The sequence below is a fragment of the Curtobacterium sp. MCLR17_055 genome, assembly GCF_003234305.1.
Lineage (GTDB): Bacteria > Actinomycetota > Actinomycetes > Actinomycetales > Microbacteriaceae > Curtobacterium > Curtobacterium flaccumfaciens.
In genome coordinates, this window is record NZ_QKSX01000012.1 from 98,752 (window position 1) to 113,905 (window position 15,154).

Genomic DNA, 15,154 nt, shown 5'->3' on the forward strand with positions numbered 1-15,154 from the left:
GTGGACACGTGGCGCGGCGGCCGGGAGGCACGTGGCGGGCCCGACCCGCGCCTCCCGGCCGTCGCGTGCGGACCACCAGGGCCGTCGCACGTTCCGCGCACCGGCTGCCGGCCGTCAAGCCGAGCGCTGCTCGGCCTTCGGGGTGCCGATCTCGAGCACGCCGTCGGTGGAGGTCAGCCGCTGGGGCTTCATGAACCACGCGACGACGGCCGCGGCTCCGAGCAGGACGCAGGAGAGCGCGAAGGGCACCTGCCAGCCGGAGGCGTCGATGAGCAGACCGAACACGATGGGCGAGACGACACCGGCGATGCCGAACCCGGTGTTCATGAAGCCCGAGGCCGTGCCGGACCACTGCGGCGCCACGTCCATCGGGATCGCCCAGAGGTTGGCGTTGCAGAGCTCGAGGAAGAAGAACGACAGGGCCAGGGAGATCGTCGCGACGAGCAGCCCCTGCCCGATCACGAGCGGGATGAGGCAGAGGAGCGAGCCGCCGAGCCCGATCACCAGGATGGTCCGGCGGGCGTTCCGGGTGTTCCCGCCGCGGTGGATGATGCGGTCGCTGAGCATCCCGCCGACGGTGTCCCCGACGACACCGGCCAGCAGGATGAGGGTGGTGAACAGGGCGAAGTCGCCGATCTCCAGGCCGTAGGTGGAGCTGAGGAACGTCGGGAGCCAGGTGAGGAACACCCAGAGGGTCCAGCCGTACCCGAAGTCGACGAAGGTGACCGGCAGGATCTGCTTCGCCAGCTGCCGCCACGGCACCGGGGGACGGGTCGCGCGGGTCTCGACCGGCGGGAGCTCGGCGAGCTCGACCTGCGTGATGCCCTTCGCGGACTCGGGCTTGTCGCGGAACCAGACGAACCAGACGACGGCCCACGCCAGGGACAGCACCGCAGTGGCGAAGAACGCCCAGCGCCAGCTGCCCGTCGCCCCGATCACCCACGCGACGATGAGCGGGGCCAGCGCGTTGCCGAGCCGTGCCGCGGAGTGCACCACGCCCTGGGCGAAGCCGTTCCGGTCGCGGGGGATCCACCGGCTCATCGCCTGCGTGGCGGTCGGGAACGCGGCGGCCTCGCTCAGCCCGAGCAGGGCCCGCGCGGCGAAGAGGGTCCAGAAGCCGACCGCGAACCCGGTCCAGAGCGTCGCGACGCCCCAGATCACCGTGATGACGAAGAGCGCCCGGCGCGGGCCGAACTTCTCGCTGATCGTGCCGCCGAACACCTGCAGCAGGGCGTACGGCAACGAGAACGCGGAGACGATGAGACCGGCGGTCGCCTCGTTGAACCCGAACTCCTCGGTGATGTGCGGCAGCGCCGTCGAGATGTTCGTCCGGTCGATGTACGAGATCGCGTACATGCAGCAGAGCAGGACGAGCACGCGTCCGCGGATGCGTCCGCGGAACGGGGTGCCCTTGATCGGTGCGGCCGGGGTCGCCGTGGTCATGAGGCCTCTTCGGGGGAGTGGGAAGGAGTCGGGTGACTGAACGGATCGGACGGTATGCCCGTTGACCATCAGTCGACTTGGAGCCTGCTTGCAGCGGACAGTACGCCGAGGGCGAGCAGCGGTCCTCGGTGTCAGGGGTGCCGACTACCGTTGTCCCCATGGGTGTTGCGATCGAACCGACCCGAGCGGTGCGTCCGTTCGAGGTCATCAGCGAGTACTCGCCGAGTGGCGACCAGCCCGCGGCCATCGCGGAACTCGCCGGGCGGATCAACGCCGGTGAGACCGACGTCGTGCTGCTGGGTGCGACCGGTACCGGCAAGTCGGCGACGACCGCGTGGCTCATCGAGCAGGTGCAGCGGCCGACACTCGTGCTCGCGCACAACAAGACGCTCGCGGCCCAGCTCGCCAACGAGTTCCGCAGCCTGATGCCGAACAACGCGGTCGAGTACTTCGTCTCGTACTACGACTACTACCAGCCCGAGGCGTACGTCCCGCAGACGGACACCTTCATCGAGAAGGACTCCTCCGTCAACGCCGAGGTCGAACGACTCCGGCACTCCACGACGAACTCGCTGCTCAGCCGTCGCGACACCGTGGTGGTGTCCACCGTCTCCTGCATCTACGGTCTCGGCACCCCTGAGCAGTACATGAACGCATCGGTCGCGCTCCACGTGGGCCAGACGATCTCCCGCGACCAGCTCGTGCGCAAGTTCGTCGCCATGCAGTACCAGCGCAACGACGTCGACTTCGCCCGGGGCACGTTCCGGGTGCGCGGCGACACCATCGAGATCATCCCGATGTACGAAGAGCACGCGATCCGCATCGAGATGTTCGGTGACGAGATCGAAGCGCTCTCCTCGCTGCACCCGCTCACCGGCAACGTCATCGACGACCTGCCCGCCGTGTCGATCTTCCCGGCCTCGCACTACGTCGCGGACACCGACGTGATGCACCGCGCGATCGCCTCCATCAAGGAAGAACTCGCGGAACGGCTCGCCGAGCTCGAGGGCCAGGGCAAGCTGCTCGAGGCCCAGCGCCTCCGGATGCGCACCACGTTCGACATCGAGATGATGGAGCAGATCGGGTTCTGCTCGGGCATCGAGAACTACTCGCGGCACATGGACGGCCGTGGTCCGGGCGAGGCCCCGCACTGCCTCATCGACTACTTCCCCGACGACTTCCTGATCGTCATCGACGAGTCGCACGTCACCGTGCCGCAGATCGGCGCGATGTACGAGGGTGACGCCTCGCGCAAGCGCACCCTCGTCGAGCACGGGTTTCGCCTGCCGAGCGCGATGGACAACCGCCCGCTGAAGTGGGAGGAGTTCCTCGACCGCGTCGGGCAGAAGGTCTACCTGTCGGCCACCCCGGGGCGCTACGAGCTCGGGGTCACCGACAGCGTGGTCGAGCAGATCATCCGCCCGACCGGCCTGATCGACCCCGAGATCGTGGTCAAGCCGAGCGACGGCCAGATCGACGACCTGCTCGAGGAGATCAAGCAGCGGGTCGAGAAGGACGAACGCGTCCTCGTCACCACGCTGACCAAGCGCATGGCCGAGGAACTCACCGACTTCCTCGGGAACGCCGGTGTCCGCGTCCGCTACCTGCACTCCGACGTCGACACCCTGAAGCGCGTCGAGCTGCTGACCGAGCTTCGGCAGGGCGTCTACGACGTGCTCGTCGGCATCAACCTGCTGCGCGAGGGGCTCGACCTGCCCGAGGTGTCGCTCGTCGCGATCCTCGACGCGGACAAGGAAGGCTTCCTCCGTTCGTCGACGTCGCTCATCCAGACGATCGGTCGCGCTGCCCGCAACGTGTCGGGCCAGGTGCTCATGTACGCCGACAAGATGACCGACTCGATGAAGACCGCGATCGAGGAGACCGATCGCCGTCGTGAGAAGCAGGTCGCCTACAACCTGGAGCGCGGCATCGACCCCCAGCCGCTGCGCAAGAAGATCGCGGACATCACCGAGGTCCTGCAGCGTGAGAACGACGACACGAAGGCGCTCCTGCAGGGTCGCCCCGGCACCGACGGCCGTCGGTCGCCCACGCCGAACCTCAAGCGCGGCGGCATCGCGGGCGAGGGTGCGACGCAGCTCGGTGCCACCATCGCCGACCTGAACGACCAGATGCTGCAGGCTGCGGCGGAGCTGAAGTTCGAGCTCGCGGCGCGACTGCGCGACGAGGTGCAGGACCTGAAGAAGGCCCTGCGCCAGATGGAGTCGGCCGGACATGTCAGCTGACGGCGCCCGCACGGTCGTCGTCACCGGTGCGAGCGCCGGGCTCGGGTACCACGCCGCCGAGCAGCTCGCCGCGGCGGGGCACCGTGTGGTGCTGGCGACGCGCGACCGCGGCCGGGCGGACGCCGCCGAGCGCAGCATCCGTCGGCACGTCGACGGGGCCTCGCTCGCCCACGTCCACCTCGACCTCGCCGACCTCGACTCGGTCAGTGCCGCTGCCGACGAACTCGCCGCGCTGGAACCCGACGGCGTCGACGCGGTCGTGAACAACGCCGGGGTCGTCGGGGCGTCGACGCGGGGGAGCACGGCACAGGGCACCGAACTGCAGATCGGTACGAACCACCTCGGGCACTTCGCGTGGACCGCCCGGGTCCTGCCCCTGCTCGAACGACGAGCCGGCCGGGTCGTGCACCTCGGGTCGATCGCCCATCGATTCGCCCAGCTCGACGCGCCCGATCCGCTCGGCGTCGGTCGGTACTCGAGCCACCGCCAGTACGCCAGGAGCAAGCTCGCCGTGATGCTGTTCGGCTTCGAGCTCGCCGAGCGACTGGCCGACTCGGGATCGTCCGTGTCGAGCATCGTCGCACACCCCGGCCTGTCGCTCGACCGCCTGTCGCCGGCACGCCCGGACGTCAGCCCGGTACGGCCCGAACCCGAGTGGATCCGCCCGGCGCAGCGCCTCGTCGCCCAGGGCAAGGACGTCGGCGCCCAGCCCCTCGTGCACGCGGCCGTCGGTGCGGACGTGCACTCGGGGGAGTACTGGGGCCCGGCGGGCTGGATGCAGCTCCGGGGCCCGGCCACGGTGGTCGCGGCCGAACCTCGGGCGCACGACCGCACCGTCGCAGCGCAGCTCTGGGCGGCGAGTGAGCGTGCATCCGGCGTCACGTTCGCTCTCGACGCACTCGTCTGACCCTCCATCCCGGCCGAATGTCGGTGCCGCTTCGTAGAATCGACGACGATGACCATCACCTCTGACCCCGGTACCTCGACGTCGGGCCGGAACGCCTTCGGCGAGCCCGCTGACCTCCACCTCCCCGGCGGGACCGCTCCGCACAGCACCTCCACGCTCAGCGTGCGGGGCGCGCGCGTGCACAACCTCCGTGACGTCGACCTCGAGATCCCGCGCGACTCGCTCGTCGTGTTCACCGGCCTGTCCGGCTCGGGCAAGTCCTCGCTGGCGTTCGACACGATCTTCGCCGAGGGGCAGCGCCGCTACGTCGAGTCGCTGTCCGCCTACGCGCGCCAGTTCCTCGGCCAGGTCGACCGCCCCGACGTCGACTTCATCGAGGGGCTCTCGCCGGCGGTGTCGATCGACCAGAAGTCGACCAACCGCAACCCGCGGTCGACGGTCGGCACGATCACCGAGGTCTACGACTACATGCGTCTGCTCTGGGCGCGCATCGGGGTCCCGCACTGCCCGACGTGTGGCGAGGTGATCAGCAAGCAGACCGTGCAGCAGATCGCCGACCAGCTCATGCAGTTCGAGACCGGCACCCGCTTCCAGGTCCTCGCACCCGTGATCTCGAAGAAGAAGGGCGAGTTCGTCGACCTCTTCCAGGAGCTCGCGGCGTCCGGCTACGCCCGCGCGATCGTGGACGGGGAGCGCATCCAGCTCAGCGACCCGCCCAAGCTCAAGAAGCAGGTCAAGCACGACATCTCGGTCATCGTCGACCGCCTGGTGGCGAGCGACGACATCCTCGGACGTCTCACCGACTCGCTCGAGACCGCCCTGCGCCTGACCGACGGCACCGTCGGCATCGACCTGGTGGACCACGAGGGTCCCGGAGCGGTCCGGAACTACTCCGAGAACCTCTCGTGCCCGAACAACCACCCGCTCGCACTCACCGAGATCGAGCCGCGCACGTTCTCGTTCAACGCGCCGTTCGGTGCGTGCCCCGAGTGCTCCGGACTCGGCACCCGCATGTCGGTCGACCCCGACCTGGTGCTCGGCGACCCCGAGGCCTCGTTGCGTGACGGCGTCCTGCTGCCCTGGACCGGGACGAGCGGGCTGTACTCCTACTTCGACAAGCTGCTCGGTGGCCTCGGCAAGGAGCTCGGCTTCTCGCTCGACACCCCGTGGAACCAGCTCGACCCCGCGGTGCAGGCGTCGATCCTGACCGGCAAGGACTTCCAGGTGTCGGTCTCCTGGCGCAACCGCTTCGGCCGCGAGATGCGGTACACGAGCGGGTTCGAAGGCGTCATGCCCTACATCGAGCGCAAGTTCGCCGAGGCCGAGTCGGACTCGCAGCGGCAGCGCTTCCAGGGGTACCTGCGCGAAGTCCCGTGCCCGGTGTGCGAGGGAACCCGCCTCAAGCCCGAGGTGCTCGCGGTGACGGTCAACGACCGCAGCATCGCGGACGTCACCGACATGTCGCTCGACAACGCGTACTCGTTCATGGACGAGCTGACGCTGACCGACCGTGAAGCGCACATCGCCGCCGCGGTCCTCCGCGAGATCCGCGCACGCCTCGAGTTCCTGCTCGAGGTGGGCCTGAACTACCTCACACTGGCACGTGGTGCCGGTGGGCTCTCCGGCGGCGAGGCGCAGCGCATCCGCCTGGCGACGCAGATCGGCTCCGGGCTGACGGGCGTGCTCTACGTGCTCGACGAGCCGAGCATCGGCCTGCACCAGCGCGACAACCGTCGACTCATCGACACCCTGGTCAAGCTCAAGGACCTCGGCAACACGCTCATCGTCGTCGAACACGACGAGGACACGATCCGCACGGCCGACTGGGTCGTCGACATCGGCCCCGGTGCCGGTGTGAACGGCGGCAACGTCGTGCACTCCGGTTCGTACGAGGGCATCATCGAGAACCGCGAGTCGATCACCGGTGACTACCTCGCCGGCCGACGCGCGATCGAGGTGCCGGCCGAGCGTCGCAAGGTCAACCTGAAGCGGGCCATCACCGTGCAGGGCGCCCGGGCGAACAACCTCAAGTCGATCGACGCGGACTTCCCCCTCGGTGTGTTCACCGCGGTGACGGGCGTCAGCGGCTCCGGCAAGTCGACGCTGGTGAACGACATCCTGTACAAGGTGCTCGCCAACCAGCTCAACGGCGCCCGGCACATCGCGGGCAAGCACACCCGGGTGAAGGGCCTCGACCAGCTCGACAAGGTCGTGCACGTCGACCAGGCACCGATCGGCCGCACGCCGCGCTCGAACCCGGCGACCTACACGGGCGTGTTCGACCGCATCCGCCAGCTGTTCGCCGAGACGCAAGAGGCCAAGACCCGCGGCTACCAGCCCGGCCGCTTCAGCTTCAACGTCAAGGGCGGCCGCTGCGAGAACTGCGCGGGCGACGGCACGATCAAGATCGAGATGAACTTCCTGCCCGACGTCTACGTCGCGTGCGAGGTCTGCGGTGGTGCGCGCTACAACCGCGAGACGCTCCAGGTGCACTACAAGGGCAAGAACATCTCCGAGGTCCTCGACATGCCGATCAGCGAGGCGGCCGAGTTCTTCGAGCCGATCTCGGCGATCCACCGCTACATGGCGACCCTGGTCGACGTGGGCCTCGGCTACGTGCGTCTCGGCCAGAGCGCGACCACGCTCTCCGGCGGCGAGGCGCAGCGCGTCAAGCTCGCCACCGAGCTGCAGCGTCGCTCGAACGGCCGCACGGTCTACGTGCTCGACGAGCCGACGACCGGTCTGCACTTCGAGGACGTCCGCAAGCTGCTCCTCGTGCTGCAGAGCCTGGTCGACAAGGGCAACACCGTCATCACGATCGAGCACAACCTCGACGTCATCAAGTCCGCCGACTGGCTGATCGACATGGGTCCTGAGGGCGGTTCCGGTGGCGGCACGGTCCTGGCGACGGGCACCCCGGAGCACGTGGCGACCGTGCCGGAGAGCCACACCGGTGTCTTCCTGCGCGAGATCTTCGACGCCCAGGACGCCCGGGTCGGCAAGCAACAGGCCGTCGGCGCAAGGCAGGCCACCCAGAAGCAGCAGGGCGGCAAGCAGCAGGGCGCGACCAAGCAGGCGAGCAAGCAGAAGGCGGGTGCTCGGTAGGTGGCGGACACCGTCCCGTGGCGTCCGAAGGCGGGAGAGATCCCGACCGACCCGGGTGTCTACCGATGGCGTGACGAAGCCGGTCGGGTGCTCTACGTCGGCAAGGCGAAGAACCTCCGCGCCCGGCTGAGCAACTACTTCGCGCCGCTGCCGACGCTGCACGAGCGCACGCGGCGCATGGTTCTCACGGCACGCAGTGTCGAGTGGACGACGGTTGGCTCCGAGATCGAGGCGCTCCAGCTGGAGTACACCTGGATCAAGGAGTTCGACCCGCCGTTCAACGTCAAGTTCCGCGACGACAAGTCGTACCCGTACATGGCGGTCACCCTGGGTGACGAAGCGCCGCGGGTGATGGTGACACGCAACCGCAAGATCAAGGGCGCGAAGTACTTCGGTCCGTACCCGAAGATCTGGGCGGTGCACGACACCATCGACCTGATGATCAAGGTCTTCCCGATCCGCACGTGCTCGGACTCGTCGTACAAGAAGGCGATGCAGACGGGCCGTCCGTGTTTCCCGGGGCAGATCGGCAAGTGCGGTGGCCCGTGCTCGCAGAAGGTCACGATCGAGGAGCACCGCGCGCTCGTCGAGGAGTTCGTGCGCTTCATGAACTCCTACGACCGCCGGGTCATCACCGAACTCCGGCAGCGCATGGGGGCCTCGGCCGACGCGATGCAGTACGAGCAGGCCGCGAAGTACCGCGACCAGGTCGAGGCGCTCGAGGCCGTGCTCGAGAAGTCCGCCGTGGTGCTCCGCGACTCGGTCGACCTCGACCTGTTCGGCATCGCGGAGGACGAGCTCGCCGCGGCCGTGCAGCTGTTCTCCGTCCGTGGTGGCCGCATCCGCGGTGTCCGCGGCTGGGTGGTCGACAAGGAGCTCGACATCGCCACGGGTGACCTCGTCGAGCAGATCGTGCAGGGCGTCTACGTCACCGACGAGCCTCCGCGCGAGGTCGTCGTCCCCGAGCTGCCGGAGGACGCCGACGCGCTGCAGGAGTGGCTCAGCAAGCGTCGGAACGGGCGCGGCACGAAGCTCAGCACGGCACAGCGCGGCGATCGCGCCGGGCTCGCCCGGACGGCCGCGCAGAACGCCGGGCAGGCGCTCATGCTCTACAAGACCAAGCGTTCGGCCGACTACACCACCCGGGCCGCAGCACTGGCCGACATCCAGGACGCCCTCGGCATGACCGAGGCGCCGCTCCGCATGGAGTGCTACGACATCTCGCACCTGCAGGGCACGAACGTCGTCGCGTCGATGGTGGTGTTCGAGGACGGCCTGCCGCGCAAGGACCAGTACCGCCGGTACTCGATCGCCGAGACCACCGACGACACCGACAGCATCTACCAGGTGCTCTCGCGGCGCCTGGCGCGGCTGGACGAGGACGCCGAGCTGCCGGACGTCCCCGACGTCACGACCGACGAGGTCGTCGAGGGGTCGAAGCCGACGAAGCGGTTCGCGTACCGACCGCAGCTGCTCATCGTCGACGGCGGCCAGCCCCAGGTGCAGGCCGCGAAGCGCGCGATGGACGAAGCCGGCGTGCACGACATCGCCCTGGTCGGCATCGCCAAGCGGCTCGAGGAGCTCTGGCTCCCCGACGACGACTTCCCGGTCATCCTGCCCCGCAACTCCGAGGCGCTCTTCCTCATCCAGCGCATCCGCGACGAGGCGCACCGGTTCGCGATCACCCACCAGCGCAGCAAGCGGAAGCGCGACGTCCGGTCGCGGCTGTCCGAGATCCCCGGTCTCGGCCCGAGCCGCGTCAACGCCCTGCTGAAGCACTTCGGCTCGGTCGCCCGGCTGCGTGAAGCCACGGCCGAGGAGATCGGCGAGGTGAACGGCATCGGTCCGGCGACCGCTGCCGCGGTGGTCTCGAAGCTGGCCCAGACGCCGACGAGCGCGCCGGCGACGAGCGCGTCCAGCGCCCCCGAACCGGACGCCGACGCGATCGCGGACACCGTGACCGAGAACGCAGCCACCCAGCAGACCGCTACCCACCCGGGAGGCCCGGTGCGGGTCCCCGAGGTGACCAGCGACGGTCCGCAGCGACCGTCGTGACGAACCCCGCGCCTCCCGGCCGCCACCGGGCGGTAGCCTGGTCCGGCAGCCGAGACCTCCCCGGGCGACGCGCCCGGGCCGCCACGACGGAGCCCACTCCCAGATGACCGACAGCGCCACCGCGACCACGCACGCGTCGCAGCACGACATCCTCATCGTCACCGGCATGTCCGGGGCCGGGCGGTCCACCGTCGGCAAGGCCCTCGAAGACCTGGGCTGGTACGTCGTCGACAACCTGCCCACGCAGATGCTGGCCCCGCTGACCGAACTGGCCGACCGCGCGGGGGAGAAGATCCCGAAGATCGCCACGGTGGTCGACGTCCGCGGCGGGCGGTTCTTCACCGACCCCGAGCACGCGGTCGAGCAGGTCCGCTCGAGCACCTCCGCGCGGGTCCGGGTGCTGTTCCTCGAAGCCACCGACGCCGTGCTGGTCCGGCGCTTCGAGCAGGTCCGTCGACCCCACCCGCTCCAGGGCGAGGACACCCTGCTCGACGGCATCGCCCGCGAACGGGCGCGTCTCGCCGGCCTGCGCGAGGCGTCCGACGTGGTGATCGACACCTCCGACCTCAACATCCACCAGCTCGCGAACACCGTGATCGAACACTTCGCCGATGAGCACTTCGTGGGTGTACAGGTCACGCTGATGAGCTTCGGCTTCAAGTACGGTCTGCCCGCCGACGCCGACATGGTGGCCGACGTGCGGTTCCTCCCGAATCCCTACTGGGTCCCGGAACTGCGGCCCCACACCGGGCTGGACCAGCCGGTCTCGGACTACGTGCTGGCCCAGGCCGGTGCCCGTCCGTTCGTCGATCGCTACGCCTCCGTCCTCGAGCCGGTGTTCGAGGGGTACCAGCGCGAGAACAAAAGACACGCTACGATCGCCATCGGCTGTACCGGCGGGAAGCACCGCTCGGTCGCCATCGTCGCCGAGTTGGCGAACCTCCTCCGCGGGATGCCTGGCGTCGCCGTGCGTGTGAAGAACCGAGATCTCGGCCGGGAGTGACCGTCCCTCCGGCCGCTCCCACGCCCGTGCCGCCGGATCTGCGGGAACCACTGAACGAACGTTAGGAATGATGCTGTGCCGTTGACTGCCGAGGTCAAGGACGAACTGGCCAGGGTCGCCGTGAACCGCAACACGGTCCGCGCCGCCGAACTGGCCACGATCCTCCGGTTCGCTGGTGGTCTGCACGTCATCTCGGGCCGCATCGCGGTCGAGGTCGAGCTCGACACCCGGATCATCGTGCACCGGGTCCGCAAGGACCTCGCCGAGCTGTACGGCGTGCGCAGCGAGGCGTCGGTGGGCTCGTCCGCGTCCGCCCGCCGCGGGACCCGCTACCTGGTCCGCGTGCTCGAGGCGGGGGAGACCCTGGCCCGCCAGACCGGCCTGATGGACGCCCGTCGTCGTCCCGTCCGCGGGCTGCCGAACCGCCTCACCACGGGCAACCGTGAGGACCTCGCCGCCATCTGGCGCGGCGCCTTCCTCGCCTCCGGCACCCTGACCGACCCGGGTCGGGCCGCAGCGCTCGAGGTCACCTGCCCCGGCAACGAGGCCGCGATGGCCCTCGTCGGTGCCGCGTCGCGTCTCGGGGTCGCCGCGAAGGGCCGCGAGGTCCGCGGGGTGCACCGCGTCGTCATCCGCGACGGTGAGGCCATCGGTCAGATGCTGACCGTCATGGGTGCAGCGCGCACCACCGCCGACTGGGAGGAGATGCGCCAGCGTCGCGAGGTCCGCGCGACCGCGAACCGCCTGGTCAACTTCGACGACGCGAACCTCCGCCGTTCCGCGCAGGCCGCCGTGGCCGCCTGCGCCCGGGTCGAGCGTGCGCTCGAGATCCTCGGCGACGAGGTCCCCGACCACCTGCAGTACGCCGGCACGCTGCGCCTGCAGCACCGCGACGCGTCGCTCGACGAGCTCGGCCAGCACGCGGACCCGCCCATGACCAAGGACGCCATCGCCGGCCGCATCCGGCGCCTGCTGGCGATGGCCGACAAGCGGGCCTCCGACCTCGGCATCCCGGGCACCGAAGCGAGCGTTCCCGAGGAGCTCGAAGGGGCCTGAGAGGGGTCTGTCGACCCTGCGGACGGGAGGCGCGGTGCCAGCTGGCACCGCGCCTCCCGTCCGTTTCCCGGCCCGTTCTCGGACCCATTCCCGGCCCGGTCGGCGACCGTCCGGACGGACCGTCATCCCGCTCGGGCACGCAGTGTCCGACTGCTAGGGTCGTTACGGCGACGTTACGGGGCGTATCGTCCACCACACGCGGGCCCGCCAGGGTGCGCGACTCCCGAAAGCAGCGCCCCCTGGGCGCTCCACACTCACCAGGAGATCCATTGACCGTCAAGATCGGTATCAACGGCTTCGGCCGCATCGGCCGTAACTTCTTCCGGGCCGCCCTCGCGAAGGGCTCCGACCTCGAGATCGTGGCGGTGAACGACCTCACCGACAACGCGTCGCTCGCCAACCTGCTGAAGTTCGACTCCATCACGGGCCGGCTCGGTGTCTCCGTCGAGCTCGACGGCGACAACATCGTCGTCGACGGCAAGGCCATCAAGGTCCTCGCCGAGCGCGACCCCGCCAACCTCCCCTGGGGCGAGCTGGGTGTCGACATCGTCATCGAGTCGACCGGGTTCTTCACCAAGGCCGCCGATGCGCAGAAGCACATCGACGCCGGCGCCAAGAAGGTCATCATCTCCGCCCCGGCCTCGGGTGACGACGTCACCATCGTGCTCGGCGTGAACGAGGACCAGTACGACGCGGCGAACCACCACATCATCTCGAACGCGTCCTGCACCACGAACAGCCTCGCGCCGCTCGCCAAGGTGTTCCACGACAAGTTCGGCATCGAGCGTGGCCTGATGACGACGGTGCACGCCTACACCGCCGACCAGAACCTGCAGGACGGCCCGCACAAGGACCCCCGTCGTGCCCGCGCCGCCGCGCTGAACATCGTCCCGACCTCGACCGGTGCCGCCAAGGCCATCGGCCAGGTCATGCCGGAGCTCGCCGGCAAGCTCGACGGCTTCGCGCTGCGCGTCCCGGTCCCCACCGGCTCGATCACCGACCTCACCCTCGAGACCAAGTCCGAGGTCACCGTCGACGAGATCAACGCCGCCTACAAGGAGGCCGCAGAAGGCCCCCTCAAGGGCATTCTGCTCTACAGCGAGGACCCGCTGGTGTCGACCGACATCACCACGGACCCGCACTCCTCGATCTACGACTCCGGCCTGACCAAGGTCATCGGCGGCCTCGTGAAGATCACCTCGTGGTACGACAACGAGTGGGGCTACTCGAACCGCCTCGTCGACCTCACCGAGTACGTCGGCGAGCGTCTGTAACACATGGCCCTCCGCACCCTCGAGGACCTCGGCGACCTCGCCGGCAAGCGCGTCGTCGTCCGCTGTGACCTGAACGTCCCGCTCAAGGACGGCACGATCACGGACGACGGCCGCGTCCGCGCGTCGCTGACCACGCTGAACACCCTCGTCAACGCCGGCGCACGCGTCATCGTGATCTCGCACCTGGGACGCCCCGACGGGGAGCCCAAGCCCGAGTTCTCGCTCGCACCGGTGGCCCAGCGGCTCTCCGAGCTGCTCGGCAAAGAGGTCACGTTCGTCGGCGAGACCGTCGGTGACGAAGCGACCGCCGCGGCCGAGGCCCTCGAGGACGGCGACGTCCTGCTGCTCGAGAACCTCCGCTTCAACCCGCAGGAGACCTCGAAGGACGCCGCCGAGCGCGGTGCCTTCGCGGACCGCATCGCCGCCCTCGGTGACGCCTTCGTCTCCGACGGCTTCGGTGTCGTGCACCGCAAGCAGGCCTCGGTCTACGAGCTCGCGTCCGCACTGCCCAGTGCAGCCGGTTCGCTGATCGAGACCGAGCTGCGCGTGCTCGAGCGTCTGACCAAGGACCCGGAGCGGCCGTACACGGTCGTGCTCGGCGGGTCGAAGGTCAGCGACAAGCTCGGTGTCATCGACCACATCCTGCCGAAGGTCGACACCCTCTGCATCGGTGGCGGCATGCTCTTCACGTTCCTCGCGGCCCAGGGCCACGGGGTCGCGAAGTCGCTGCTCGAGGCGGACCAGCTCGACGTCGTCCGCGAGTACCTCTCGCGGGCGAAGGAGCTCGGTGTCACCATCGACCTGCCGACCGACGTCGTGGTGGCCTCCGGTTTCGCGGCCGACGCCGACCACGAGACCGTGGCGGCCGACGCCATCGAGTCCTCGTCGTTCGGTACGGACGGCATCGGCCTCGACATCGGCCCGGAGACCGCTGCGCGGTTCGCCTCGGCCGTCTCGGGTTCGAAGACCGTGTTCTGGAACGGCCCGATGGGCGTGTTCGAGTTCCCGGCCTTCGCCGCCGGCACGAAGACCGTCGCGCAGGCGCTGACCGAGGTCGACGGCCTCGGTGTCGTCGGTGGTGGCGACTCCGCTGCCGCCGTGCGGTCGCTCGGATTCTCGGACGACCAGTTCGGCCACATCTCGACCGGTGGCGGTGCGAGCCTCGAGTTCCTCGAGGGCAAGTCGCTGCCCGGTCTCGAAGCACTGGGGTGGACCGCATGACTCGCACGCCACTGATCGCCGGCAACTGGAAGATGAATCTCGATCATCTCCAGGCCATCGCCACCGTGCAGAAGCTCGCGTGGACGCTCAAGGACGCCCGGCACGACTTCGACGACGTCGAGGTCGCGGTGTTCCCGCCGTTCACCGACCTGCGGAGCGTGCAGACGCTCATCTCGGCCGACAAGCTGCCGATCCACTTCGGTGCGCAGGACCTGTCGCAGTTCGACTCCGGTGCCTACACCGGTGACGTCTCCGGCGCGTTCCTCGCAGCGCTCGACGCCCAGTACGTCATCGTCGGCCACTCCGAGCGGCGCACGCTGCACGGTGAGACCGACGAGGTCGTCGCGGCGAAGACCGCGGCGGCCGTCAAGCACGGCCTCGTCCCCGTGGTGTGCGTCGGTGAGACCGGCGAGCAGCGCGAGGAGCGCGGCGCCGGTGTCGTGCCGGTCGAGCAGCTCCGCGTCGTGCTCGACGCGATCAAGCCCGCCGACATCGTCGTGGCGTACGAGCCCGTCTGGGCCATCGGCTCCGGACAGGCCGCCACGGCCGAACAGGCGCAGGACGAGTGCGCGACGATCCGTCGTGGGATCGCCGCAGCCTGGGGCGACCAGGCTGCTGCCGACACCCGCGTGCTCTACGGCGGCTCGGTCAAGTCGGGCAACATCGCGGGGTTCCTCCGCGAGCCCGACATCGACGGCGCCCTCGTCGGTGGCGCTTCGCTCGACGTGCAGGAGTTCGCGGCCATCGCCCGGTTCCGTCAGCACGTCGGGCTGTAGTCCACAGGCGTCGTCGCGGGCAGTCGTCCGCACCACTCCCGTCCAGGTACCGGCCGTGCTCCGCGCGGCCG

The 15,154-nt window shown here is 69.4% G+C and carries 10 protein-coding genes; 9 read left to right on the plus strand and 1 reads right to left on the minus strand.

Translation table 11 applies throughout. The annotated features are described in order from the left end of the window. Positions 1 to 114 precede the first annotated feature (114 nt). Positions 115 to 1,443, minus strand: a complete 1,329-nt coding sequence (locus DEJ09_RS11985) for an MFS transporter (RefSeq protein WP_111088769.1) — start codon at positions 1,441 to 1,443, stop codon at positions 115 to 117. Positions 1,444 to 1,613: 170 nt separating this feature from the next. Between DEJ09_RS11985 and uvrB the strand changes: the two genes are divergently transcribed. From uvrB to tpiA, 9 genes are all read left to right on the plus strand, one after another. After that, positions 1,614 to 3,686, plus strand: coding sequence for an excinuclease ABC subunit UvrB (gene uvrB / locus DEJ09_RS11990; RefSeq protein ID WP_111088784.1), 2,073 nt, complete (start codon positions 1,614 to 1,616; stop codon positions 3,684 to 3,686). Continuing rightward, a complete protein-coding gene (locus DEJ09_RS11995) occupies positions 3,676 to 4,593 on the plus strand; it encodes an SDR family NAD(P)-dependent oxidoreductase (protein ID WP_111088770.1) in 918 nt (305 codons plus the stop codon). The genes uvrB and DEJ09_RS11995 overlap by 11 nt, the downstream gene beginning before the upstream one ends. A gap of 48 nt (positions 4,594 to 4,641) precedes the next feature. Then, on the plus strand, positions 4,642 to 7,698 hold the full coding sequence (uvrA, locus tag DEJ09_RS12000; protein WP_258373885.1) for an excinuclease ABC subunit UvrA: 3,057 nt from the start codon (positions 4,642 to 4,644) through the stop codon (positions 7,696 to 7,698). Beyond that, complete coding sequence (gene uvrC, locus DEJ09_RS12005) at positions 7,699 to 9,753, plus strand: excinuclease ABC subunit UvrC (protein WP_111088771.1); 2,055 nt, start codon at positions 7,699 to 7,701, stop codon at positions 9,751 to 9,753. It abuts the gene before it with no gap. Between the two features lie 103 nt (positions 9,754 to 9,856). Then, a complete protein-coding gene (gene rapZ, locus DEJ09_RS12010) occupies positions 9,857 to 10,756 on the plus strand; it encodes an RNase adapter RapZ (RefSeq protein WP_027465691.1) in 900 nt (299 codons plus the stop codon). A gap of 75 nt (positions 10,757 to 10,831) precedes the next feature. Further along, on the plus strand, positions 10,832 to 11,812 hold the full coding sequence (gene whiA / locus DEJ09_RS12015) for a DNA-binding protein WhiA (RefSeq protein ID WP_027465690.1): 981 nt from the start codon (positions 10,832 to 10,834) through the stop codon (positions 11,810 to 11,812). Between the two features lie 269 nt (positions 11,813 to 12,081). Then, positions 12,082 to 13,086, plus strand: coding sequence for a type I glyceraldehyde-3-phosphate dehydrogenase (gap, locus tag DEJ09_RS12020; RefSeq protein WP_017887253.1), 1,005 nt, complete (start codon positions 12,082 to 12,084; stop codon positions 13,084 to 13,086). A 3-nt stretch (positions 13,087 to 13,089) separates the two neighbouring features. Then, on the plus strand, positions 13,090 to 14,307 hold the full coding sequence (locus tag DEJ09_RS12025) for a phosphoglycerate kinase (protein WP_111088772.1): 1,218 nt from the start codon (positions 13,090 to 13,092) through the stop codon (positions 14,305 to 14,307). Further along, entirely contained in the window at positions 14,304 to 15,083 is a 780-nt protein-coding gene (gene tpiA / locus DEJ09_RS12030) for a triose-phosphate isomerase (RefSeq protein WP_111088786.1), read from the plus strand. The genes DEJ09_RS12025 and tpiA overlap by 4 nt, the downstream gene beginning before the upstream one ends. The last annotated feature ends 71 nt before the right edge of the window (positions 15,084 to 15,154 follow it).